This is a genomic window from Phenylobacterium aquaticum, from assembly GCF_022695515.1.
GTDB lineage: Bacteria > Pseudomonadota > Alphaproteobacteria > Caulobacterales > Caulobacteraceae > Phenylobacterium > Phenylobacterium aquaticum.
In genome coordinates, this window is the sequence record NZ_JALDPT010000006.1 from 1 (window position 1) to 25,500 (window position 25,500).

The 25,500-nt window shown below is 69.4% G+C and carries 17 protein-coding genes; 11 read left to right on the forward strand and 6 right to left on the reverse strand.

All coding sequences use genetic code 11. The features are described 5' to 3' along the window. The 5 genes from MQH10_RS06080 to MQH10_RS06100 all read left to right on the forward strand — a co-directional run. Nucleotides 1-4,258 (forward strand): beta strand repeat-containing protein (locus tag MQH10_RS06080; RefSeq protein WP_419720756.1); only part of this gene is annotated, 4,258 nt, incomplete at its 5' end. Nucleotides 4,259-4,501: 243 nt separating this feature from the next. Further along, complete coding sequence (locus MQH10_RS06085) at nucleotides 4,502-6,598, forward strand: O-linked N-acetylglucosamine transferase, SPINDLY family protein (protein ID WP_242563174.1); 2,097 nt, start codon at nucleotides 4,502-4,504, stop codon at nucleotides 6,596-6,598. Between the two features lie 50 nt (nucleotides 6,599-6,648). Further along, nucleotides 6,649-7,926, forward strand: a complete 1,278-nt coding sequence (locus MQH10_RS06090; RefSeq protein ID WP_242563175.1) for an FkbM family methyltransferase — start codon at nucleotides 6,649-6,651, stop codon at nucleotides 7,924-7,926. Then, entirely contained in the window at nucleotides 7,923-9,608 is a 1,686-nt protein-coding gene (locus tag MQH10_RS06095) for a tetratricopeptide repeat protein (RefSeq protein WP_242563176.1), read from the forward strand. The genes MQH10_RS06090 and MQH10_RS06095 overlap by 4 nt, the downstream gene beginning before the upstream one ends. Continuing rightward, nucleotides 9,605-10,552 carry a UDP-glucuronic acid decarboxylase family protein gene (locus MQH10_RS06100; RefSeq protein WP_242563177.1) on the forward strand — a complete coding sequence of 316 codons (948 nt, stop codon included), beginning with the start codon at nucleotides 9,605-9,607 and terminating at the stop codon, nucleotides 10,550-10,552. The genes MQH10_RS06095 and MQH10_RS06100 overlap by 4 nt, the downstream gene beginning before the upstream one ends. On the opposite strand, the gene MQH10_RS06105 is transcribed toward MQH10_RS06100, so the two are convergent. Further along, nucleotides 10,549-11,868 carry a hypothetical protein gene (locus MQH10_RS06105; RefSeq protein ID WP_242563178.1) on the reverse strand — a complete coding sequence of 440 codons (1,320 nt, stop codon included), beginning with the start codon at nucleotides 11,866-11,868 and terminating at the stop codon, nucleotides 10,549-10,551. The genes MQH10_RS06100 and MQH10_RS06105 overlap by 4 nt on opposite strands. A 61-nt stretch (nucleotides 11,869-11,929) precedes the next feature. Continuing rightward, entirely contained in the window at nucleotides 11,930-13,300 is a 1,371-nt protein-coding gene (locus MQH10_RS06110) for a peptide MFS transporter (RefSeq protein ID WP_242563179.1), read from the reverse strand. Between the two features lie 184 nt (nucleotides 13,301-13,484). On the opposite strand from MQH10_RS06110, the gene MQH10_RS06115 reads away from it, so the two are divergent. Further along, complete coding sequence (locus MQH10_RS06115) at nucleotides 13,485-15,575, forward strand: catalase (protein WP_242563180.1); 2,091 nt, start codon at nucleotides 13,485-13,487, stop codon at nucleotides 15,573-15,575. A gap of 3 nt (nucleotides 15,576-15,578) precedes the next feature. Here the strand turns inward: MQH10_RS06115 and MQH10_RS06120 are convergent, their stop codons facing one another. Further along, nucleotides 15,579-16,079, reverse strand: coding sequence for a hypothetical protein (locus tag MQH10_RS06120; protein WP_242563181.1), 501 nt, complete (start codon nucleotides 16,077-16,079; stop codon nucleotides 15,579-15,581). 167 nt (nucleotides 16,080-16,246) lie between these two features. On the opposite strand from MQH10_RS06120, the gene MQH10_RS06125 reads away from it, so the two are divergent. The 5 genes from MQH10_RS06125 to MQH10_RS06145 are packed head-to-tail and all read left to right on the forward strand — an operon-like array spanning nucleotide 16,247 to nucleotide 21,378. Further along, nucleotides 16,247-17,842, forward strand: a complete 1,596-nt coding sequence (locus MQH10_RS06125; RefSeq protein WP_242563182.1) for an N-acyl-D-amino-acid deacylase family protein — start codon at nucleotides 16,247-16,249, stop codon at nucleotides 17,840-17,842. Next, entirely contained in the window at nucleotides 17,842-17,979 is a 138-nt protein-coding gene (locus tag MQH10_RS06130; protein ID WP_242563183.1) for a hypothetical protein, read from the forward strand. Before MQH10_RS06125 ends, MQH10_RS06130 begins: the two co-directional genes overlap by 1 nt. After that, complete coding sequence (locus MQH10_RS06135; protein ID WP_242563184.1) at nucleotides 17,976-18,863, forward strand: beta-keto acid cleavage family enzyme; 888 nt, start codon at nucleotides 17,976-17,978, stop codon at nucleotides 18,861-18,863. The genes MQH10_RS06130 and MQH10_RS06135 overlap by 4 nt, the downstream gene beginning before the upstream one ends. Next, nucleotides 18,863-19,627 (forward strand): IclR family transcriptional regulator, encoded by a 765-nt coding sequence (locus tag MQH10_RS06140; protein WP_242563185.1) that lies wholly within the window; start codon nucleotides 18,863-18,865, stop codon nucleotides 19,625-19,627. The genes MQH10_RS06135 and MQH10_RS06140 overlap by 1 nt, the downstream gene beginning before the upstream one ends. 14 nt (nucleotides 19,628-19,641) lie before the next feature. Beyond that, nucleotides 19,642-21,378: an N-acyl-D-amino-acid deacylase family protein gene (locus MQH10_RS06145; protein ID WP_242563186.1), complete on the forward strand. Its 1,737-nt coding sequence runs from the start codon at nucleotides 19,642-19,644 to the stop codon at nucleotides 21,376-21,378. Here MQH10_RS06145 and MQH10_RS06150 read toward each other — a convergent pair. From MQH10_RS06150 to MQH10_RS06160, 3 genes are all read right to left on the reverse strand, one after another. After that, a complete protein-coding gene (locus MQH10_RS06150; protein ID WP_242563187.1) occupies nucleotides 21,375-23,291 on the reverse strand; it encodes a PAS domain S-box protein in 1,917 nt (638 codons plus the stop codon). The two genes, MQH10_RS06145 and MQH10_RS06150, sit on opposite strands and share 4 nt — an antisense overlap. Further along, nucleotides 23,210-24,181 (reverse strand): GAF domain-containing protein, encoded by a 972-nt coding sequence (locus MQH10_RS06155; protein WP_242563188.1) that lies wholly within the window; start codon nucleotides 24,179-24,181, stop codon nucleotides 23,210-23,212. Before MQH10_RS06155 ends, MQH10_RS06150 begins: the two co-directional genes overlap by 82 nt. 103 nt (nucleotides 24,182-24,284) lie before the next feature. Then, nucleotides 24,285-25,454 carry an acyl-CoA dehydrogenase family protein gene (locus tag MQH10_RS06160; RefSeq protein WP_242563189.1) on the reverse strand — a complete coding sequence of 390 codons (1,170 nt, stop codon included), beginning with the start codon at nucleotides 25,452-25,454 and terminating at the stop codon, nucleotides 24,285-24,287. Between the last annotated feature and the right edge of the window lie 46 nt (nucleotides 25,455-25,500).

Here is a 25,500-nt window from a genome sequence, read left to right on the forward strand (position 1 = left end):
GACCAACGTCTCCAACCTCGATGCGACGACCGTCGGCGCCCTGACCACCACCCAGGTAAAGGGCCTCACGGCCGATCAGCTGCGCGGCCTGACCACCACCGACGTCGGCGAGCTCTCCTCGACCCAGGTCGGCGCCCTGTCCTCGACCCAGATCGGCGCGCTCAGCGCCGGGGCCCTCTCGGCCCTGGATGCGACCCAGGTCGGCGTCCTGTCGACGACCCAGCTCAAGGGCCTGACCACCACCCAGGTCGGCGGCCTGAGCGCCACTGACATCGGTGAACTGTCGTCCACCCAGATCGGCAGCCTGGCGACCACCCAGCTGGCCGCCCTGACGGCCACGGCGGTTTCGGCCCTCGACGCGACCCAGACCGGTTCGCTCAGCGCTACCCAGGTCAAGGCGCTCACCTCGACCCAGCTCGGCGGTCTCTCGACCACCGACATCGGCGAACTGTCCTCGACCCAGGTCGGGGCCCTGACCGCGACTCAGCTCGGCGCGCTCAGCACCACCAATGTGGGCTCGCTCTCGACCACCCAGCTGACCGGCCTGTCCTCGACCCAGCTCGGGGCCCTGTCGAACACAACGCTCTCGACGCTGGACGCGACCCAGGTCGGCTCGCTCTCCACCACCCAGGTGAGCGGCCTGACGGCCACCCAGCTGCGCAGCCTGACCACCACCGACTTCGGCGAGCTGACGACGACCCAGCTGGACTCGCTCTCGGCGACCCAACTCGGCGCCCTGTCGGCGACCAATGCCTCGGCTCTGGACGCCACCCAGGTCGGCGCGCTCTCCACCACCCAGGTGAAGGGCCTGACCACCGACCAGCTCCGCGGCCTGACGACCACCGACATCGGCGAGCTCTCCTCGACCCAGGTCGGGGCGCTCAGCTCGACTCAGCTCGGCGCCCTGACCGCCACCGCCCTGTCGTCGCTCAGCTCGACCCAGGTCGGCGCGCTCTCGACGACCCAGCTCAAGGGCCTGACCACGACCCAGGTCGGCGGTCTCTCGACCACCGATATCGGTGAGCTGTCCTCGACCCAGATCGGCAGCCTGGCGACGACCCAGCTGGCCGCCCTGACGCCGACGGCGCTCTCCGCGCTCGACGCGACCCAGACCAGTTCGCTGAACGCCACCCAGATCAAGGCTCTGACCACCACCCAACTCGGCGGTCTGTCGACCACCGACGTGGGCGAGCTGTCCTCGACCCAGGTGGGGGCGCTCACGGCGACCCAGATCAGCGCGCTCGGGGCGACCAATGTCGGCGCGCTCTCGACCACCCAGCTGACCGGCCTCAGCGCCACCCAGCTCGGGACCCTGACCAACACGACCCTGTCGACCCTGGATGCGACCCAGGTCGGCTCGCTCTCGACCACCCAGGTCCAGGGCCTGACCGGCACCCAGCTGCGCAGCCTGACGACGACGGACTTCGCCGACCTGACCACGACCCAGATCGGCTCGCTCACCGCGACCCAACTGAGCTCGCTGTCGGCGACCAACGTCTCCAACCTCGACGCCACCACGGTCGGCGCCCTCACCACCACCCAGGTGAAGGGCCTCACCACCGATCAGCTGCGCGGCCTGACCACCACCGACGTGGGCGAGCTTTCCTCGACCCAGGTGGGCGCGCTCAGCTCGACCCAGCTCGGGGCGCTCACCGCCACGGCCCTGTCGGCGCTCGACGCCACCCAGACCGGCGCCCTGTCGACGACCCAGCTCAAGGGCCTGACCACGACCCAGGTCGGCGGTCTCTCGACCACCGATATCGGTGAGCTGTCCTCGACCCAGATCGGCAGCCTGGCGACGACCCAGCTGGCCGCCCTGACGCCGACGGCGCTCTCGGCGCTCGACGCGACCCAGACCGGTTCGCTGAACGCCACCCAGATCAAGGCGCTCACCTCGACCCAGCTCGGCGGTCTCTCGACCACCGATATCGGCGAACTGTCCTCGACCCAGGTCGGGGCGCTCTCGGCGACCCAGCTCAGCGGGCTATCGTCGACCAATATCGGCGCGCTCTCGACCACCCAGCTGACGGGCCTGACCTCGACCCAGCTGGGCGGGATCTCGAACACGACGCTCTCCGGACTGGACGCCACCCAGGTCGGCTCGCTCTCCACCACCCAGGTGAGCGGCCTGACGGCGACCCAGCTTCGCAGCCTGACCACCACCGACTTCGGCGAACTGACCACGACCCAGCTGGACTCGCTCTCGGCGACCCAACTCGGCGCCCTGTCGGCGACCAATGTCTCGGCTCTGGACGCGACCCAGGTCGGCGCGCTCTCCACCACCCAGGTGAAGGGCCTCACCACCGATCAGCTGCGCGGCCTGACCACCACCGACGTGGGCGAGCTGTCCTCGACCCAGGTCGGCGCGCTCAGCTCGACCCAGATCGGCGCGCTCACGCCCACCGCCCTGTCGGCGCTCAGCGCCACCCAGGTCGGCGCGCTCTCGACGACCCAGCTCAAGGGCCTGACCACGACCCAGCTCGGCGGTCTGTCGACCACCGATGTCGGGGAGCTGTCCTCGACCCAGGTCGGCAGCCTGGCCGGCACCCAGATTGGGGCCCTGACGGCCACCGCGGTCTCGTCGCTTGACGCGACCCAGGTCGGAACCCTGAACGCCACCCAGATCAAGGCGCTCACCACCACCCAGCTCGGCGGCCTGTCGACCACCGACATCGGCGAGCTGTCCTCGACCCAGCTCGGCGCCCTGGCCACCACCCAGTTCGCGGCTCTGGCGACCACCCAGCTGGCGGTCCTCTCGACCACCCAGATCGGCGGCCTCAGCTCCACCCAGCTCGGGTCTCTGTCCAACACCTCGCTCTCCAACCTGGACGCCACCCAGGTCGGTTCGCTCTCGACCACCCAGGTCCAGGGCCTGACCGGCACCCAGCTGCGGAGCCTGACGACCACCGACTTCGGCGAGCTCAGCACCACCCAGATCGGATCGCTCACCGCGGCCCAGCTGAATGCGCTCTCGGCGACCAATGTCTCCAACCTCGACGCCACCACGGTCGGCGCCCTGACCACCACCCAGGTGCGCGGGCTCTCCACGACCCAGCTGAGCGGCCTGAGCGCGGGCGACATGGCCGAGCTCAGCTCGACCCAGATCGGCTCGCTCTACACGACCCAGCTGGCGGCTCTGACCGCCACGGCGGTCTCGGCGCTCGACGCGACCCAGGTCGGGGCGCTGTCCGCGACCCAGGTCAAGGCGCTCACCACCACCCAGGTGTCGGGCCTCTCGACCACGGATATCGGTGAACTCTCCTCGACCCAGGTCGGTGCGCTCACCACGACCCAGATCGGCGCGCTCAGCGGTCCGAACGCCGGGGCCCTGTCCACCACCCAGATCGGCGGTCTGGCCTCGACCCAGCTCGGCGCTCTGACCACCACGGCCCTGTCCAACCTGGATGCGACCCAGGTCGGCGCGCTCTCGACCACCCAGGTCCAGGGTCTGACCACGACCCAGATCCGCTCGCTCAACGCGACGGACTTCGCCGAACTGACCACGACCCAACTCGGGGCCCTGACCTCGACCCAGGTCTCGGGTATCTCGGCGACCAACCTGTCCTCGCTGGACGCCACCAGCATCGGGGTGCTCTCGACCACCCAGCTGCAGGGGCTCTCGACCATCCAGCTGGTGGGGATCTCGACGACGGACATCGCCGACTTCACCTCGACCCAGATCGGCGGCCTGACGCCGACCCAGTTGAGTTCGCTGGCGCCCGCCACGGTCTCCGCCCTGAACGCCACCCAGGTCGGCGCTCTGTCCACCACCCAGCTCCGGAGCCTCAGCTCGGCGCAGGTCGCGGCCCTGACCAGCACGGATATCGGTGAACTGTCCTCGACCCAGATCGGGGGCCTGACGCCGACGCAGCTGTCCAACCTGACCACGACCAGCCTGTCGGCCCTGGACACCACCCAGACCCATGCGCTCTCGGGCACCCAGCTGCGCGGCCTGAGCACGACCCAGGTCCATGCGCTGAACGAGACCGATATCGGGGAGCTGACCACCACCCAGCTCGGCGCCCTGACCTCGACGCAGATCGGCGCCCTGACCACCACGGTGATCGCGGCCCTGACCACGACCCAGATGACCGGCTTCTCGACGACCCAGATCCCGGGCCTGACCACGACCCAGATCGACAACCTGTCCACGACGAATATCTCGGCCCTGAACTTTTCGCAGGCCGAGGCCTTCACCGCGACCCAGGTCCAGTCGCTGGATGATCCGCAGATCCTGGCCTACCTCGGCATCACCTGAGGCCGGTCCTGATCTGAAAGCCTCCAAGCGCCGGGCGTGAGCGACCCTCACGTCCGGCGTTTTGCTGCGCGACAATTCGCCGGGCCCGGGCGGCTCGCCTCCAGGGCGCGCGAATTGGTTCGGCGCCCGCGCCGTGCGATGATTTCTTAATACGAATCATAGCGCGCGACCGGAGCGGGGAGGGTCTCTTGACTGGCATGCAGACCCACCCGGACGGCCGCCGACCCCAGGGTCGGGAGTAGCATGTCCGAAGCAGTGTTCATTTCGGCGGTCCAGAGGATCACCGCGGGTCAGTTGGACCTCGGCGGGGTCATCACGGTGGCCACGGAGCTGTTGCAGACCGGGCACTCGACCCTGGCCCAGCAGGTCTACCGGGTCTGGATCCAGTTCAACCCCGAACATCCCCAGGTCTATGTCGCCCAGTTCAACCGTGCCGGCCTGCATCTCGACGCCGGCGACATCGAAGGCGCCCGCGACGCCCTGAGCCAGGCCCTGGCGGTCAATCCGGAATTCCTGCCCGCCTATATCAATCTGGGCGGCGTGCTCGAACGCTCCGGCGACCTCGACGGCGCGGTCGAGCAGTGGCGCACGGTGATCAACAAGCTGTCCGCGGTGACCGGTCCGGCCATCGGCTACGCCGTCGCGGCCCTGAAGCAGATCGGCCGGGTGCTCGCCGACCATCAGAAGCTCGAGCCGGCCGAGGTGGCGCTCCAGCAGTGTCTCACCCTCAATCCGCGCCAGTACGACGTGCTGGGCCAGGTGCTGGCCCTGCGCATGGGTCAGTGCAAGTGGCCGATCTCTGCCCCCTGGGAGGGGACAGACCGCAAGAGCCTGGTCGCCGGGATCCATCCCCTGTCCATGGGGGTCTATACCGATGACCCCATGCTGCAGCTGGCCGCGGCCAGCCGGTACAATTCCGAGCTGGTCGATCTCAGCCCCGAGGCCGATCTCAGCTGCGATCGCCGTCATGCGCCGATCGACCTGACCGGTCGGCGGCTCAAGGTCGGCTATGTCTCCTCAGACCTGCGCGACCACGCCGTCGGCTATCTGATGGCCGAGCTGTTCGAGGTGCATGACCGGTCGAAGATCGAGGTCTTCGCCTATTATTGCGGCCCGCCGTCCAGCGACGGCCTCAACGCCCGCATCCGCGCGGCGGTGGAGCACTGGACCGACATCCGCGGCCTGACCGACGCGGCGGCGGCCGCCAAGATCGCGGCGGACGGGATCGACATCCTGGTCGACGTCAACGGCCATACCCGCGACGCCAAGACCGCGTTGTTCTCGCGGCGTCCGGCCCCGATCCAGGTGAACTGGCTGGGCTATCCCGGCACCATGGGCGGCCCGCACCACCAGTACATCATCGCCGATCCCTGGATCATCCCGCCGGACCACGAGCTCTACTATTCCGAGGCTGTTCGGCGGCTGCCCTGCTACCAGCCCAATGACCGCAAGCGTGCCGTGGCGCCCGAACGGCCGACCCGGGCCGAGGCCGGCCTGCCGGACCACGCCGTGGTGTTCTGCTGCTTCAACGGGCCCCAGAAGATCAGCCGCTTCACCTTCGGCCGCTGGATGGAGATCCTGAAGCGGGTGGAGGGCAGCGTGCTCTGGCTGCTGCACAGCGCCGAGGAGACCCACGAGCGCCTGCGCGGCTACGCCGAACAGGCGGGCGTGGCCCGCGACCGCCTGATCTTCGCGCCCAAGCAGCACAACGCCATGCACCTGGCGCGCTATCCGCTGGCCGACCTGTTCCTCGACACCTCGCCCTATGGCGCCCACACGACCGCCTCGGACTCGCTGTGGATGGGCGTGCCGGTCCTGACCTTGCCGGGCCGCAGCTTCGCCTCGCGGGTCTGCGGCAGCCTGGTGACCGCCGCCGGGCTTGGCGACCTGGTGGCGTCCAGCCCGCAGGACTATGTCGAGCGCGCCGTGGCCCTGGGCTCCAACCCAGCCCAGATCGCCGCGCTCAAGGCCCGGCTCGAGGCGGGGCGCATGACCTGCGACCTGTTCAACATGGACAAGCTGGTGACCAGCCTGGAGGCGCTCTACGCCGACATGGTCGTGGACGCCCAGCAGGGCCGCCTGCCGCAGCCCGACCTGACCAATCTCGACGCCTATTTCTCCATCGGGACCGACCTGGATCACGAGGGCGAGGAAATGCTGGCGGTCGCCGACTATCCCGCGATCTACAAGGCCCGGCTCGCCCGGCGCCACCTGCTGCGGCCTCTGCCGGCCGACGGCCGGTTCTGGACCGAGGCCGACATCGCCGCGGCCGACGCCCTCGTCGGCGGGGCGACGGCGGCCGTGACGCCCATGCCGCGCAAACGCGCCGCCGGGGACTGACTTCAGACCAGTTCGCCAGCCCGGGCCCGCGGACGCATTTTGGAAGACCGATGAACAGAGACGTCCTCGAAGGCCTGCGGTTCCAGGGCTATGCGCCCCGGACCCTGCTCGATGTGGGCGCCCATCTGGGCGGCTTCGCCCTGTCGTTCCGTGAGGTGTTCCCCGCCTGCGTCCCGACCCTGATCGAGCCCAATCCCCACTGCCAGGACGACCTGGCGCGCCTGCCGTTCGAACGCCATGCCGTCGCCGCCTCGTCGGAGGCCGGCAAGGCCGAGATGTTCCTGACCCAGGAATGGCTGCAGTCCACCGGCAGCTCGCTCTACCGCGAGAACACCGCCTTCTTCCGCGACGAGGTCGTGCTGAAGCAGGAGGTCGACAAGGTCCGGCTGGACGAACTGTTCGCCGGCCGCCGCTTCGACTTCGTCAAGATCGACACCCAGGGCTCGGAACTCGACGTGCTGATCGGCGGTCAGCAGGTGATCCGCCAGGCGGACTATGTCCTGATTGAGATCTCTCTGGTCGAATACAATCTGGGCGGCGCCAAGGCCGAGCAGGTGTTCGCCCAGATGGCGGCCATGGGCTTCCGCTGCGCCGACGTCACCGAGTTTCATCGCCTGCGCGGCGTGGCCGACGGCGGCCTCCTGCAGATGGACTTCCTGTTCGAGAAGCTGGTGAAGCGGCCCAGCCAGAACTACGGCTACGGAACCCTGCACGGCCACGACGCCCTGCTGGACTGGCTGAAGGCCCAGAAGGCCAAGTGCCCGGAATTCAGCGTCATCGACGTGGGCGCGGCGGCCAATCCCTGGACGGCGGAGGTGCTCGACGCGACCTTCGACATGAACGACACCCAGGTCGCGCCCCTGCATTTCCAGGGCAATTTCAATGACAGCCGCAGCTGGGACGCCGTCCTGCGGCACGTCGCCAAGCATGGCCGCTTCGCCTATGCGGTCTGCTCCCACACCCTTGAGGACCTGGCCTATCCGGCCATGGCGCTGGAGATGCTGCCGCGCATCGCCGAGGCGGGCTACATCGCCGTGCCGTCGCGGTTCCTGGAAAGCCTGCGCCCCGAGGGCCCCTATCGCGGCTTCATCCATCACCGCTGGGTGCTGGACAACATAGGCGAGGAGTTGGTGCTGGCGCCCAAGATCCCGCTGCTGGAGCATCTGGCCCTGGCCGACGAAGCCAACTGGCCGGCGAACCGCGAGCGCTTCGAGTTCCAGATGCACTGGCGCGGCGCCATCTCGTTCAAGCCGATGAATGGCGACTATCTGGGCCCGACCCGGAACGACGTGATCGCCATGTACGGCCAGTTCTTCGACCGGGCATGAGCACGGGCCCCACGACGGCGAGACTGGCCGCGCTCGCCCGGGGCCTGAGCGGGGAGGGGCGTCACGACGACGCCCTGGTCCTGTTCGAACATCTCCTGACCCTCGATCCCGCCGACCCCAATCTGCGGCTGGGCGAGGTGAGGGCCCTGGCCGGCAAGGGCGAGACCCTGGCCGCCCTGGAGCGGCTCTGCGCGCTCAAGGTCGCCAGCGCCGATCCCGAGGCCCTGCTGGACGAGATCCGCGCCCAGTCCCTGCCGGCGGTGGAGCGATTCAACGCCCACCTGGCGGCCGGCGAGCTGGATCTGGCCGAGAAATACGCGGCCGCCCTGGCCGACCTGATCCCCCAGGGGCCGCCCATGCTCGCCGCGGCCTTCGCCTGCAACCGGGCCCTGGGGCGCACGGATGCGGCCCTGCGCTACGCCCGCGCCCTCATCGCCCTTGAGCCCGGCCATGCCGAGGCGCGCGGCTACCTGGTCGAACACGGGGAACAGGCCCAGGACGTCGAGGGCGAGATCGTGCAGCGCATGCTGGCGGCCCTGTCGCCAAAGAGCGACCTGCACCCGCTGATACGCCTGCGCGACCTGCATGACGTCGCCAGCCAAATCCTCTGCCGGCCCCTGACCCCGACCGGCCTGGGCCAGCTGCAGACCCTGCTGGCCGCCGCCCGCGCCCTGGAGGTGACGACCGAGCCGGGCTCGGAATGGGAGGGCTGGGCCAAGCATTATCGCCTGCTGATCGACGCGGTGGACCTGGCCGCCGTGCAGGGCCCGACGCCGGTCCCGGGGCCGGAGGGCGAGATCGCCTTTCGCGCCGCGACGGGTGAGGCGATGGACTGGGCCGCGGTGCGCGCCCATGCCGATGCGCTGGGGGCGGAAGCCGTGTTCTTCGCGGCCGCAGACGAAGCCTATGTCGAGCTCTACGCCCGCTGGTATGCACTCTCGGTGCTGAAATACGGCGACGTGCCAAGCCTGGTGGTGATCCATGTGATCGGCGGGCTCGATCGTCTGGCGGAGATCGCCGCCAAGGTCGGGATCTCCGATCCCAGGGTTGTGTTCGCCGGCGACCGTTTCGACGCGGAGACGGCCCTGAAGACCGCCTGCTACGACGCCCCGCCCAAGGGCCTGATCGCCAAGCCCGTCGCCCACTATCAGTCGATCCGCTTCATCCGGCTGGGCGCGCTGCTCGGCCATCTCGCCCGCCCGGTCTTCGTTTCAGACATCGACCTGATCCTCCAGCGCGGGGTGAAGGATCTCCTGGAGCGGACCGCGACCGCCGACGTGGTGTTCAACGAGAACGAGGCCAGCTGGAACGCGGGCTCGCGGCTCACCGCCAATCTGCTCCAGGTCAATCCGACCCCCAATGCGCAACGCCTGCTGGCCTTCCTGCGGGCCTATCTGGAGCGGGCGCTGTCCGGCGCGGAGGTGACCCGCTGGATCGACCAGATGGCCCTGATCCTCGGCCGGCATCACCTGGCCTTCCGGGGCGAGGCGGCCCAGATCGCCTATTTCGACACGACCTCGGACATCAACAACGTGATGTACCCGTCCTACCAGGAGAACCCGTTCCGCTTCCTGTCCCTGTTCCATGGCTTCGACACCTCCAGCCTCGAGGGCGAAGCAAAGGTTCTTGGAAGCGGGGAATCCGGGCACGAAGGGCGGGCAACACAAGGCGAAGGCTCATGAAGCGCATCTTGGTCACCGGCGGCGCCGGCTTCATCGGCTCGCACCTGTGCGAACGCCTCCTGGCCCAGGGCCACGAGGTGCTGTGCATCGACAACTATTTCACCGGTACGCGGCGCAATGTGGCCCGGCTGCTCGACAATTCGAACTTCGAGCTGATGCGCCACGACGTGACCTTCCCGCTCTTCGTGGAGGTCGACGAGATCTACAACCTGGCCTGTCCGGCCTCGCCGATCCACTACCAGTACGATCCGGTCCAGACGACCAAGACCTCGGTCCACGGCGCGATCAATATGCTGGGCCTGGCCAAACGCACCCGCGCCAAGATCTTCCAGGCCTCGACCAGCGAGGTCTATGGCGACCCTGCGGTCCACCCCCAGGTCGAGGAGTACTGGGGCAACGTCAATCCGATCGGCATCCGCTCCTGCTATGACGAGGGCAAGCGCTGCGCCGAGACCCTGTTCTTCGACTATCACCGCCAGCACAAGCTGCGGATCAAGGTGGCGCGGATCTTCAACACCTATGGCCCGCGCATGCACCCGAACGACGGGCGCGTGGTGTCCAACTTCGTGGTCCAGGCGCTGAAGGGCGAAGCGATCACCCTTTATGGCGACGGCGCCCAGACCCGCTCCTTCTGCTTCGTCGACGATCTGGTCGAGGGTTTCCTGCGCCTGATGGCGACGGGCGACGAGGTGACCGGGCCGATCAATCTGGGCAATCCCGGCGAGTTCACCATCCGCCAGCTGGCGGAAAAGGTCATCGACATGACCGGTTCGGCCTCGAAACTGGAGTTCCGGCCCCTGCCGTCGGACGATCCGCGCCAGCGCCAGCCTGACATCTCCAAGGCCCGCGAGATCCTGGGCTGGGAGCCGACCACCCACCTGGAGGCCGGCCTCGCCAAGACGATCGCCTATTTCGACGCCCTGCTGAAAGAGAACCTGGCCTAGTTGTCCTGATAGACCCCGGCCGCCGCCATCCGGGCCCGCATGGCCTCGGCCTTTGCGGCGTCGGGATACATGACCGCGAGCACGGGCGGGCTGCGGTCGCCCGACTTGAAGGCGGCGATGCGGGCGCGATTGATGTCGGCCGTGCGGGCCACGAACACACCGGCGCCCAGCTGAAGCGCGGTGAACAGCAGGGCGACGACGACCAGCAGGGCTTGGGTCTGCCTCGGTCGCGCGAACACGATCTTCTGCAGCGCGGGCGCGGCCAGCATCAGCAGGCCCACATGCAGCGGGGTCAGGAACACCGCATAGCGCAAGGGCGCCTGGGTCGGCAGCGCGGCGTCGTTGCGTCCGACCGCGGCCATGGCCGCGGTGACCAGCGAGAGCTGGATCAGCTGGACAGCCACCCGTTCGGCGCGGGGCGCGTCATGGCCGCCCCGGCGCAGGATCGCCCAGCCGCTCAGCCCGGCCAGGACCAGGCCGAGCGCCCAGCCCAGCCGCGGAACCGCCCAGGTCAAGGGCAGTCCCAGATAGCTGAAGAACATCAGGGCCATCCGGCGCACCCCGCCGCCGCCGGCCGTCTGCGGCGCATGGAGGGCGCTTCCCCCTGCCTGGCCCGCGAAATAGGCCAGGGCGAACAGCACGCCACCCACCAGGATCGCCTGGCCCAGCATGCGGTTCCGACGCCAGGTCGCGAAGGCCAGGACCGGCCACACGGCCAGGCCCACGCCATTGCAGAAGGCCGCGGCGACCGCGCAGGCCAAGGCCAGGATCAGGCGACCGGGGGAGGGGGCCTCCTCTCCCGCGGGCGAGGCCAGCAGGATGGCGCCGACCATGAAGGCGAGGGCTTCGACATAGATGGTGCAGATGTGCAGGGTCGCGTCGAGGAAGCCGCCTGGCCCCAGGGTCAGGCCCGCGGCCGCGGCGCCGATCACCCAGGCCATGTCGCCCTGCGCCGCCTGGGCGGCGGCCTTGCCGAGCAGGCCTGCGGTCAGGGCGAGGGCGCCGACGCCCACGATGACGAACAGCCATCCATGGGCCCCGAACAGGCCGGCGTCCGCCCAGAGCACCAGGAAGGTCGCGACCAGCCGGTGGCTGATGTGCGGGGTCAGAAGATAGGCGGCGAGGTCGTGGTCGCCGCGGAAGTCGAGATAGCGCGCCACCCAGTCGAGCATGTCGGAATAGGGGGTCAGGACCGGCGCGACCCAGGTCAGCCAGACGCAGACCCCCAGGAACCCCGCCGCCGCGATCGCCAGGGCGATCTTCACGACGGGGGCCATGCGTACGACCCCGTCGGCCGTCTGATCCGTCGCGCTCATGCCGGCCCCCCTCGATGGACGACCGGCAATGTGGCCCGCGTCGTCGCCCGCGCCAAGGCGGTCAGGCCGGGGTCGGGAACAGCCGGCGACACCACACGCCCATGGCCAGTAGCGCCAGGCCGCCGGTTCCGACGATCGCGGCGTGCAGGGTCCAGAACTGGCCGGCGCTGAGCGTTTCATACAGTCCGCCCAGACGGCCGGAGATGAAGCTGCCCAGGGTCACCGCTGCGGTCGATATGCCGATCAGGGTGGCGTTCACCGCCCGGGGCGCGAGCCGCGAGAACAGGGCGGAGAAGGGCGGTGAGAAATAGAGCCAGCCCAGGTTCGAGATCAGGTGGAACATGACCGGCCAGATCAGCGGCGTGCGGCCATGGGCGTCGGTCACAAAGCCCGCGGCGGCGAGCCACAGGGTGGCGGCGGAGAAGATAAAGCAGCCGATGGCCGTCTTCACGAACTCGTCGGGCTCGCGGCCCTTGGCCCGCTGCTTGCCCCACAGCCACAGCATGGGCGGCAGGAGGATGAAGGGCGCCAGGCCGTCCAGGGACTGCAGCCACGGCACGGGCATGGTCCAGCCGCCGAAGCGCAGCTCCACATGGTCGCGGACCCACAGATTATAGGTGTTCCAGACCTGGGACTGGGCGACCCAGAACCCGGCGCCCATGGGGGTCAGCAGCACCAGGAAACCGACCATCCGCCAGCCTTCGCGGTCCAGCTTCTCCCGCGTGGCCTGAGGTCCGCGCCGGCGCACCTCCGGCACCAGGTCGCGGCCCCAGACATAGATGATCAGACCGGTCAGCATGCCGACGCCGGCGAAGCCGAAGGCCACGTGCCAGCCATAGGCCTGGCCCAGAGCGCCGGTCAGCAGGGGCGCGATGAAGGCGCCCAGGTTTACGGCCGAGCCATAGACCTGGAACGCCACGTCCCGGCGGCGGTCGTCGCGGGCGTAGAGCTCGCCGAACTGCGGCAGGATGTTGCCGCGCAACAGGCCCGCGCCCAGGATCAGCAGGGCCATGGCCGCCAGGAACGAGGCGTCGAAGGCCATGCAGAAGTGGCCTGCGGTCATCAGGAGGGCGCCCAGGGCCACGCTGCCGCGGCGGCCCAGCCAGCGGTCGCCGATGAGCCCGCCGAACACCGAGCCCAGGGCGACCAGGCCGACATAGAGCCCGAAGATCTGGGTCGCCAGCGCCTGGATGGTCAGCGGCCCGGTCAGGTGCTCAAGCCCCGCCCGGAAGGCCGCGAAGCCCACGATATGCTCCACGTGGCCGGGACGCAGGAGCTGATCGACCAGATAGAGCACCAGCAGCGACTGCATGCCGTAGAACGAGATCCGATCCCACAGATCGGTGGCCGCCAGAACCAGCAGCCCGCGCGGATGACCGAACACCTCAGGGCGGGCCGCGCCCCTGGGCGCGGCGGCGTGTTCGTCTGTCATGGCGTCCCCTCAGCCGATACGCGGGCCGCGCTGAGCGCGGACGCTGGGAAAGCCTAGGCGAACCGGACGGGCTGGCAAGCGCGCATCCCACCCTGAGGGATTTCGATCGATGCATGCGTCACCAAACAGGCGCCTTCGCGTTCTGAACGGACCCCCCACAATTTATCGCCGTAGGAGTCCGCCCATGCCCACCTCGAAGAGCCCCGCCCCGGGCGACGCCACCGTCGGCGCCGGCGGAGAGCTGCATCAGACGGCCGCCCAGCCCATGGCGCGCATCACGACCAATCACGGCGTCCCGGTCTCCGACGACCAGAACTCACTGAAGGCCGGCCCGCGGGGCCCGACCCTGCTGGAGGACTTCGTCCTGCGGGAGAAGATCCAGCATTTCGACCATGAGCGTATTCCGGAACGGATCGTCCACGCCCGCGGCTCAGCGGCCCACGGCCATTTCGAGCTGACGGAATCCCTGGCCAAATACACCCGCGCCAAGATCCTGACCGAGGTGGGGGTGAAGACCGAATTGTTCACCCGCTTCTCCACGGTGGCGGGCGGGGCGGGCTCCGTCGACACCCCGCGCGACGTGCGCGGCTTCGCGGTGAAGTTCTACACCAAGGAGGGCAACTGGGATCTCGTCGGCAACAACATCCCGGTGTTCTTCATCCAGGACGCCATCAAATTTCCCGACCTGGTCCACGCCGTGAAGATGGAGGCGGACCGCGGCTATCCCCAGGCGGCCAGCGCCCATGACACATTCTGGGACTTCATCGGCCTGATGCCGGAGGCCTCCCACATGATCATGTGGGCCATGTCCGACCGCGCCATCCCGCGCTCCCTGCGGATGATGGAGGGCTTCGGGGTCAACACCTTCCGCCTGCTCAACGACCAGGACGAGGCGACCTTCGTGAAGTTCCACTGGCGGCCCAAGCTCGGGACCCAGTCGACCCTGTGGGATGAGGCCGTCAAGATCGCGGGCGCCGATCCGGACTATCATCGTCGCGACCTGTTTGAGGCGATCGACTCCGGCGACTTCCCCGAATGGGAGTTCGGCGTGCAGCTGCTCAGCCAGGCCGAGGCGGACGCCTTGCCCTTCGACATCCTCGACGCGACCAAGCTGATCCCGGAGGAGATGGTTCCGATCAAGGTGATCGGCCGCATGGTGCTGGACCGCAACCCGGACAACTTCTTCGCCGAGACCGAGCAGGCGGCCTTCCTGCCGACCAACATGCCCCCCGGCATCGACGTGTCGGAAGACCCGCTGCTGCAGGGCCGGCTGTTCTCCTACCAGGACACCCAGCTGTCGCGACTGGGCTCGGTCAACTTCCATCAGCTGCCGATCAACCAGACCAAGGGCTGTCCGTTCCAGAACTTCCAGCGGGACGGCCACATGCAGACCCAGGTCTTCAAGGGTCGCGCGAACTATGAGCCCAACAGCCTGGCCCAGGCCGGGGAGGAGGGCGGTCCGCGCGAGGATCCCGTGGGCGGCTTCCGCACCGCGCCCGTCGCCGCCGAGGGCGGCAAGGTCCGGCTGCGCGCCGAGACCTTCGCAGATCACTACAGCCAGGCGCGCCTCTTCTACCGCTCCCAGACCCCGATCGAGCAGGCCCACCTGGCCTCGGCCCTGGTGTTCGAACTGTCCAAGGTCGTGCTCCCCCACATCCGCGACCGCGTCCTGGCCAACCTCCAGAACGTCGACGCCGATCTCGCTGGCCGGGTCGCGGCGGGCCTGGGCGTCGACCTGCCCAAGGCCTCGACCCCGGCCATGGAACCCGCGGACATGGACCCGTCGCCCGCGCTCAGGATCGTCGGCAAGTATCCGCCGTCCCTGATGGGTCGCGCCTTGGGGATCCTGGTCACGGACGACGCCGACGGCGCCTTGGTCGAGGCGGTCAAGAAGGCCGCCCTGGCCCAAGGCGCCAGCGTCAAGATCATCGCGCCCAAGATCGGCGGGGTCACCCTGAAGTCCGGCAAGGTCCTGCCCGCCGATGGTCAGCTGGCGGGCAGTCCGTCCGTGCTGTTCGACGCCGTCGCCCTGGTCCTGTCGGAAGCCGGGTGCGCCGAACTGCTCGGGGAATCCGCGGCCACCGATTTCGTCGCCCACGCCTTCGTCCACCTGAAGGCGATCGGCTTCACGGCGGAGGCTCAACCCCTGCTGGACAAGGCGGGCGTGGCCCCTGACGCCGCGGTGATCGATCTGGCGAAAGGGGCGGACGCCTTCCTGAAACCGGCGGCCGAGCGGCAGTGGGACCGTGAGCCCAAGGTCCGCAGGCTGCCCTAGGGATCAGCTCAGGCGGACGGGAGCCCGGTCGAAGGTCAGGCGCAGATAGCAGCCGGCCAGCAGCGCATCGATCTGGCCCCCGTCCGCGAAGTCGAAGCTGGCGGTGGCGAACTGGGTGCGCGTGCCCTGGCTCTCCTCGTGGCGGTCCGGTCGTCCGACCTGGGCGATCAGGCCGCCGAGCGCCTGCTCCCACCGCTCGTGACAGGCGCCCAGCTCCTCGCTGCGCATCACCGCCTCCGCACGGATCTCGCTCAGCTTTCCGGCCTTTGAGAACACATAGACGAGGTTGAAGTTCGAACCGATGAAGGCCCCGCGGCCGACCAAGGTGCGCGCGCCGTCCGCGCCGGCGCCGACCTTGAAGCCGGATCCCAGGGTTTCCTGCGCGCTGGCGTAGGTCGCGCCGAACGCCACCCCGCCCACGGCCGGCAGATGCGCGCGGCCGGGCTGGGCCTGGGCGGACGAGGCGAGGAGGAGGGCCGTGGCGAGGGCGAGGGCGCGGAGCATGGACGTCTCACCATATCTGAGTCCCGCCGCCGTCGGTTGAGCACGCGTTGAGCGTGTTTTTCTCCATAGAGAATTATCCTCTCTCCCGCGAATTCCATTTGGCCGACCCGCCCGCCGGCGCCATCCTCCGATCAAATTAGAAAACACTTCAGGGTTGGAGACGGGCCATGGTCGATCTGGTCATTCGCGGCGGGCTGGTGTTCGACGGGACGGGCGCCGACCCGGTCACCGCCGATGTCGCCGTCCAGGACGGGCGCGTCGTCGCCGTCGGCCCCGCCCTGGCGCTGAAGGGCGACCAGGAAATCGACGCGGCCGGCAAGATGGTCACGCCCGGCTGGGTCGACATCCACACCCACTATGACGGCCAGATCACCTGGGACTCGCGGATGACGCCGTCCTCGACGCTGGGCGCGACGACGGTGGTGGCCGGCAATTGCGGCGTCGGCTTCGCCCCGGTCCGGCCCCAGGACCACGACACCCTGATCCGGCTGATGGAAGGCGTGGAGGACATTCCCGGCGCCGCCCTGCACGAGGGCCTGTCCTGGGCCTGGGAGAGCTTCGGCGAATATATGGACGCCGTCGAGCGGCTGCCCCACGACATCGACGTCGCCGTCCAGGTCCCGCACGGGGCGCTGCGCGTCTATGTGATGGGCGAGCGCGGCGCCAACCGCGATCCCGCCACCCCGGAAGAGAACGCGGCCATGCGCCGCCTGACCGCCGAGGCGATCCAGGCCGGGGCGCTGGGCTTCTCCACCACCCGCACCATGGTCCACCGCACCGCCGACGGCGACCTCACCCCCACCATCGGCGCGGCCCGCGACGAGATGCTCGCGATCGCCCAGGGCTTGGCCGACGCCGGCTCCGGCGTCCTGCAGATCGTCAGCGATTTCCGCCAGATAGACGAGGAATTTGCACTGCTGCGCGAGATGATGGTCGTCTCCGGCCAGCCGCTCAGCTTCTCGATGGTCCAGGCCGACGTCATCCCCGACCAATGGCGACAGCTGTTGGAGCGCCTGGACCAGGCCGCCAATGACGGCCTGCCCATGAAGGCCCAGGTCGCCGGCCGACCGGTGGGCCTGATGCTGGGCCTGCAGGGCTCCGCCCATCCCTTCATCTCGCGCCCGTCCTATCAGGCGATCAAGGACCTGCCCTTGGCCGACAAGGTCGCGGCCATGAAGGATCCGGACTTCCGCGCCCGGCTGATCGCCGAGGCGCCGTTGAAGGACCACCCCTTCATCAATTCGCTCGCCGGCGCCTATCACAAGATGTTCGAGCTGGGCGACCCGCCGAACTATGAGCCCGATCCCAGCGAGAGCCTTGGCCGCCGCGCCAAGGCGCTGGGCGTGAACCCCGACGAGCTGGTCTATGACGCCCTGCTGGCCGACGAGGGCAAGGCCTTCCTCTATTTCCCCATGCACAACTATGTCGAGGGCAGCCTCGACAACGTGCGCACCATGCTGGCCAACCCCAACACCCTGTCGGGCCTGTCCGACGGTGGGGCCCATGTGGGGGCGATCTGCGACGTCAGCCTGCCGACCTATATGCTGACCCACTGGTGCCGCGACCGGACGCGGGGGCCCAAGTTCGGCCTGGCCGAAGTGATCCGCAGCCAGACGTTGGACACCGCCCAGGCCGTCGGCCTGCAGGATCGTGGCGTGCTGAAGCCCGGCTATCTCGCCGACATCAACATCATCGACTTCGACCGCCTGCAGCTGAAGCCGCCCTACATGGTCTATGACCTGCCCACCGGCGCGCGCGCCTGATGCAGGAGGCCGACGGCTATGTGGCGACCATCAAGTCCGGCCAGGTGATCTACCGCGAGGGCCAGCCCACCGGCGCCCTGCCGGGCCAGCTGATCCGCGGCTTCCAGCCCGCGCCGCAGGCCATGGCCGCCGAATGATCCCGCTGATGATCGAGGCGGCGCTCAACGGGGGAACCCCCAAGTCGCGACAGCCGCATACCCCCAAGACGCCGGCCGAGATCGCCGCCGATGCCTTGGCCTGCCTCGAGGCCGGCGCCGGCGTGGTGCACAGCCATATCGACGGCTATGGCGAGACCGGCGACGTCGCCAGCGAGGCCTATTGGGCCGGCTGGGCGCCGGTGCTGGAGGCCCGGCCCGACGCCATTCTCTACGCCACCGTCGCCGGCGGAAAGAGCCCCGAGGACCGTTTCGGCCACTACCGCACCCTGGCCCGCCGCGGCATGCGCATGGGCGCCCTGGATCCCGGCTCGGTCAATCTGGCGACCCATGGCGAGGACGGCCTGCCGGGCAAGACCTCCTTCGTCTACCAGACCAGCTACAAGGACATCGCCTGGCTGACCGATCTGCTCGCCGCCGAGCGGCTGGGCCCCTCGATCGCCGTCTACGAACCGGGCTTCCTCCGCGCCACGCTCGCCTATCACCGGGCCGGCAAGCTGCCGGCCGGGGCCTTCGTGAAGTTCTATTTCGGCGGCGCCTACAACATGCTCGATGGCCAGAAGAGCGACGTCACCTTCGGCCTGCCGCCGACCGAGAAGGCGCTCGAGGCCTATCTGGAGATGATGGAGGGCTGCGACCTGCCATGGGCCGTCACCATCCTGGGCGGCTGCGTCACCGAGACCGGCCTGACCCGTCTGGCCATCGAGCGCGGCGGCCATGTGCGGGTGGGTCTGGAGGACTATGCCGGCCCGCGCACGCCCTCGAACGCGGAGTTGGTCGAGGAGGTGGTCGCCATCGCCAAGGCCTGCGGGCGTCCCGTGGCGACCAGCGCCGAGACGGCCCAACTGCTGGGCCTGCCCGCCTGATGCCCACCGCCAGCCTGCATGTCCTGCGGCCCGAGCCGCCGGCCAAGCCGGTCGGCGCCGTGACGGCGGCGGTCTCGATCCTGCGTTGCCTGGGCGGCTCGGCCGAGCCCCTTCGGCTGTCGGACATCACCCGCGCGCTGGGCCTGAACAGCTCGACCGCGCTCAACATCCTGCGGACCCTGGAGTTCGAAGGCCTGGTCGGCTTCGACCGGGCCAGCAAGCGCTACGCCCTGGCCCGGGGGCTGGCCGATCTCGCCGCGCCGGTGGCCGACCGGGACGATCCGGGCCGCCGCCTGACCCGGCTGATGGACGCCACCGCCCATGAGCTCGGCGCGACCGTGGCCCTCTGGACGGTGGTCGGCGAGGAGGTCGAGCTGACTGCGGTCGCCGAATCTTCCGCCGTGATGCGGATCGCCTTCACCGTCGGCCGCAGATTGCCGATGTTCCTGGGGGCCATGGGCCGCCTGGTCGCGGGCCGGATGGAGATGTCCGACGCGGAGCGGCTACGCCTCTTCGCCGCCGTCCCCTGGACCCATCCGCCGGCCTATGCCGACTGGCTGGCCGAGGTGGCCGCCGCCCGCGAGGCCGGCGCCGCGCTCGACAAGGGCCATGTGAACCCCGGCGTGCTTGGCGTCGCCGTGCCGGTCGAGATCGACGGCCCGCTGCGCCGCATCGTCGCCGCGGCCATGTTCGAAACCCCTGACGCCCCTTCTCAACCCGCCCGCATCATCGAGCGCCTGCGCCTGATCGCGGCCCTGGCCTGAACGGAACACCAGCCATGCATGACCTGATCCTCAAGAACGGCGTGATCGTCGACGGCACGGGCCGGGACCGGTTCCGCGGCGACGTGGCGGTGCGAGACGGGGTCATCGTCGAGGTTGGCGAGGTCTCGGGCCCCGCCAAGCGGACCCTCGACGCCGAGGGCGCCATCGTCACCCCGGGCTTCGTCGACATCCACACCCACTATGACGGCCAGGTCTCCTGGGACAGCGTGCTGGCGCCGTCCTCGATCAACGGGGTGACCTCCACCGCCATGGGCAATTGCGGCGTCGGCTTCGCCCCGGCCCGGGTGGAGAAGCACGACTGGCTGATCAATCTGCTGGAAGGCGTCGAGGACATCCCCGGCACGGCCCTGGCCGAGGGCCTGACCTGGGACTGGGAGAGCTTCCCCGACTATCTGAACGCCCTCGCCAAGCGCCGCTACACCATGGACATCGGGGCCCACGTGCCGCACGCGGCCCTGCGCGCCTTCGTCATGGGCGACGCCGGCGGCGACCACACGGCGGTCCCCAGCCAGGGCGAGATCGAGCGCATGGAGCAGCTGACCTTCGAGGCCCTGGAGGCGGGTGCGCTGGGCTTCTCGACCTCGCGCACCTATGTCCACCGCAGCCGCGACGGGGCCAATATCGGCACGTTGACGGCCTCGGCGGCCGAGCTTCTGGGCGTGACCTCCGCCCTGAAGCGGGCGGGGAAGGGTGTGGTCCAGCTGATCTCCGACGCCTATCTCACCGCCGATGACGACTTCGCCCAGGCCGAGCTCGACCTGATCCGCCAGGTGGCGCGCTCCACCGGGCGCAAGCTGTCCTTCACGGTCCAGCAGACCGACGACGCCCCCGACCGCTGGCGGCACATCTTCGGCGAGATCGAGGCCATGACCGCCGAAGGGCTGGACGTCCGCGCCCAGGTCGCGCCGCGCCCGATCGGGGTGATCCTGACCTTCGCCTCGACCACCAATCCCTTCTTCATCGCGCCCACCTATCGCGACGTGGCGCGGGACTCGACCACCGAGCAGCGGCTCGCCCGCCTGGCCGATCCCGAGATCAAGGCCAAGATCCTGGCCGAGCACGCCCACATCCATCCGCCCGGCATGGCGGCGGTGATCGTCCACGGCTTCAACCGCATGTTCCGGATGAGCGATCCGGTGGACTATGAGCCGGTGGAGAGCGCCTCCCTCGGCGCCGAGGCCGCCCGCGCCGGCCGCGACCCCGCCGACTATGTCTATGACGTGCTGCTGGAGGAGGGCGGTCGCCGGCTGATCTACATGCCGCTGATCAACTACGCCCGGGGCAATCTCGACGACGTCTACGGCATGATGAGCGGCGCCCACACCCTCTATGGCCTGTCCGACGGCGGCGCCCATTGCGGCACCATCTGCGACGGCAGCTTCCCGACCACGACTATCGGCCTCTGGTCCAAGGGCTCCAAGTCCGGCTTCAAGACCCCGCTGGAGACCCTTGTCCATGGCTACACCCAGCGGAACGCCGCTCATGTCGGCTGGGACGATCGCGGGGTTATCAAGCCCGGCTATCTGGCGGATCTGAATGTGATTTCGCTCGATGACTTACAGCTCAGCCCGCCGCAGATCGTCCAGGACCTGCCGGCGGGCGGCACCCGCCTGCTGCAGACGGCGCGCGGCTATCGCTGGACGGTGAAGTCGGGCGCGGTGACCTTCGAGAACGGCCAGTGGACCGGCGAGACCCCCGGCCAGCTGCTGCGGGGCGCCCAGGCCCTCTAGGCGGCGACCGGATAGGCGGCGTCGTAGATCGCCTGGGCGAGGTGCATCGGCTCGATCGGCTTGCGGACCACGCCCTGAAAGGCGCCCGCCGCGTCCAGCCACCCGAGATCGGCGTCGGCCGTGAAGGCCAGGATCGGGACGGTCTGGTTCGGGCCCGTATGGGCGCGGATGGCGGTCAGGGCCTCGGGTCCGCTCAGGCCGGGCATGCGGATGTCCATCAGGATCAGGTCGACTGGGGCGTCTAGCGCGAGCTTGACCCCGGCCTGTCCGTCGCTCGCCTCGCTGACCAGTACGCCGAAGGGTTCCAGCACGGCGCGGGTCAGGTGGCGGTTGACCTCATTGTCGTCCACGACCAGCAGCCGGATGCCGTCGAGCGAGGGCGGGGCGTCGGCCTGGGCCGGAACCGCAGGCGCGGCGGCGACGGGCGCCGCGATACTGAATTCGAACACCGCGCCCTGGCCCGGCGCGCTGCGCACCCCGATCCCGCCGCCCATGGCCTCGGCCAGGGCCTTGCAGATCGCCAGGCCCAGGCCCGTGCCGCCATGTCGCCGCGTGGTCGAGGAATCCACCTGCGAGAACCTCTGGAACAGGCCCTGCTGCTGTTCGGGGGTCAGGCCGGGGCCGGTGTCTTCCACGGCCACGGTGAGCTGCTCGCGACCGGCGTCATGGCGGGCGACCAGCCGGACCGAGCCCTTGTCAGTGAACTTCACGGCATTGCCGATCAGGTTCAGCAGGATCTGCCGCAGGCGGTCGGGATCCAGCGACACCCAGGCCGGCAGGTCGCCGTCGAGCGCCAGCTGGAGCTCGATCCCCTTGGCCTGGGCCTGGGGCGAGAACAGGGCCATGGCTTCAGTGAGACAGGCGGCGACGGGGGAGGGACGGGGCGCGATCTCGAACTGCCCCGCCTCCAGCTTGGAGAAGTCCAGCACGTCGTTGACGATCGAGAGCAGGGCCTCGCCCGCGGCCGCGATGCGGCCCGTCTGGGCGCGGGTCAGGTCGTCCAGTCCGCTCCGCGCCTGCAGGAGGTTGGCGTAGCCCAGAATGGCCGTCAGCGGCGTCCGGATCTCGTGGCTCATATTGGCCAGGAACTGGGACTTCACGGCGGTCGCCTTCAGCGCCGCGTCGCGGGTCTCGGCCAGCTCGGTCTCCAGCGCCTTGCGGGCGCTGATGTCGCGGACCGTATCCTGGAACTCGACGATCTCGCCGGTGGCCGGATCGCGGATCGCCTTGGGGTGGGCTTCCAGCCAGGTCAGCGACCCGTCCTTGCGCCGGCCTCGATATTCGAAGCGGATGGCGGGGGCGTCGGGTCCAGCCGCCACATAGTCGGCGAACCGCTCCAGCACGCCGGCAATGTCGTCCTCGTGGATGATGATGGTCGCCGGCCGGCCCAGCAGCTCCTCGGGCCGATAGCCCAGCAGGGCCTCGACCGCGGGGGAGAGGAAGGTGACCTCCCGGGTCGGCGTATAGCAGGCGATGATGTCCGTGGCGTTTTCCGCCAGCAGCCGGTAGCGGCGCTCGCTGGAGGCCAGGGCGAACTCGCTGGTCTTCAGGGGCGTGATGTCGCGCAGGATGCTGATCACTTCGATCAGCTGGCCCTGGGCGTCGCAGATCGGCGTCGGATTGCCCTGGAACCAGGCTTCGGATCCGTCGGCGCAGCGCAAGCGGAACTCGCGGCTGAGGCGGGTGTCGGGCGGTCGTCCGGACCGATTGTCGGCCTGGGCGGCCAGCGCCTTGGCGCGGTCGTCGGGGTGGGCGAGGCTCACCGCCTCCCGCCCGATCAGGTCGTCCGGCTCCAGCCCGTAGCGCCGGATCGCCGGAGACACTTCCTGGATCACCCCGTCCGGCGAGGCGCGGACGATGAGGTCGGTGGAATTCTCCGACAGCGCCCGGGCCCGGGCCTCTGTGGCGCGCACGGCCCGGTCGCCAGGCGCATGGCCGTGATGTCCTGGATCGCCCCATAGAGCCCGATCACTTCGCCGGTCTCGTCGCGCTGGGCGACCCCGTGGGTGACCGTGTTGCGGCGGCGGCCGTCGGCCAGGGTGATCTCGGCCTCCAGCCGATATTCCTCGCCAGCGTTGAGCGCGCGGTCGATCGCGGCGCGGACCCGGTCCGCGTCGTCGGGGCGGTAGTGGCGAAGCATGTCTTCAAGCCGCGGCGACCTGTCGCCGGCCTCAAGGCCGAACAGGCGATAGACCTCGTCCGACCAGGTGACCTCGGCGTCCCCGCGACGCCACGACCAGGCGCCCAGTCCGGTGACCCGTTCGGCCAGGGACAGCAGGCGCAGCCGCTCGGCGGCCAGCCGGTTCAGCTGTTCCGTCTCCCGCGCCTGCCGGCGCAACAGCAGGGCCTGCATCACGCTCTCGGCGAAGGACCTGAGCTTGGCCTCCTGGCCGGGCGTGAAGGCGCGGGGCTTGTCGTCGAGGACGCAGAGCGTGCCCAGCCCGGCGCCCTCGGGCGTGATCAGCGGCGCGCCGGCATAGAAGCGGACATTGGGAAAGCCCGTCACCAGCGGGTTCTCGCTGAATCGCGGGTCGAGGGTGGCGTCGGGCACCACCATGACTTCGGAGCCGCCGATCGCGTGGGCGCAGAATGACACCTCGCGCGGCGTCTCCGACACGTCGATCCCGACCCCCGCCTTGAACCACTGGCGGTCAGCGTCGACCAGGCTGATCAGGGAGATGGGGGTGTCAAAGGTCAGGGCCGCCAGTTCGGTCAGCCGGTCGAACAGGGGCTCCGGCGCGGAGTCCAGGATCTGAAGCTCCTGGAGCGCCGCGAGACGGGCCGGTTCGTCGGGGGAAAGCATGGCTGTAATACTCTGACAAGACGCGACTTTCACCCTCGCGCGCCCGCCATTAAGCCCGTCTTACCGGGTGGCGCTCAGGGCCTGCGACCAACCAGCGCGGGTGTCAGATCCGCAGGACGGCCTTGGCCATGATGTTGCGTTGAATTTCGTCCGTTCCCCCCGCGATGCTCGCCGCGCGCCCCTCGAGATAGCGCGCCGCTTCCAGCCGGGCCCATGCCGGCCCGACCGGCTGCGGGGCCTGCGGCCAGTCGGTCGCCGGGAACCATGGGGCCGCGTAGGGGCCTGCGGCCTCCACATAGAGTTCGGTCAGCCTCTGGACGAGCTCGGTGCCCTTCAGCTTCAGCATGGATGACTGGGCGCCGGGCGCATCGCCCGCCGCGACCTCCCACAGTGTGCGCAGTTCGGTCATCTCCAGGGCCCGCAGCTCGATCTCGGTGGTCATCAGCCTGGAGGCGAAGCCCGTCTCGCGGATCAGGCCGCTCTCCGTCGCCGCCGCGCGAATACCCGCCAGCAGGTTCAGGGACAGGGACACATAGGCCTGGCCGGTCCGCTCATGGGTCAGCAGGCCCTTGGCGTAGGTCCATCCCTGGCCCTCCTCGCCAATGCGGTTCTCGACCGGGACCCGGACCCCGTCAAAGGTGACCCGATTGAAGGCGTGGCGACCATCGATCGAAATGATGGGCGAGACCGAGACGCCGGGCGTCGTCATGTCGATCAGCAGGAAGGTGATCCCGGCCTGCTTCTTCGGCTCGGTCGCGGTGCGGACCAGGCAGAACATCCAGTCGGCCAGGTGCGCGCCGCTGGTCCACACCTTCTCGCCCTCGACCACATAGACCTCGCCCTCCCGGCGGGCGGCGGTCCTCAGGCTGGCCAGGTCCGACCCGGCGCCCGGCTCGGAATAGCCCTGACACCAGCGCTTTCGGTCCGCGAGGATGTCGGGCAGGAATCGCGCCTGCTGCTCGGGCGAACCATAGGCGAACAGGATGGGCGCAAGCATCCCCATCCCCATGCCGCCGACCTGGGGCGGCAGGTTCGCCGCGGTGGTCTCGCGCTCCCAGATGAAGGCCTGGGTCGCCGTCCAGCCCGGTCCCCCGAACTTCACCGGCCATTTGTTGGCCGCCCAGCCCTTGGCGATCAGGGCGCGATGCCAGGCGGCCTCGTCCTCGGCGTTCTTTTCGCGGGGCGGGTGGTCCGGGAAGGTCGCTGCGATCAGGCCGCGCACCTCGTCGCGAAACGCGTGGTCGGCCGCTGTGAAATCGAGGTCCATGGACATCCGCCCGTCTTATTATAGTATGTCTGCAATAATCCGGAAGCGGACC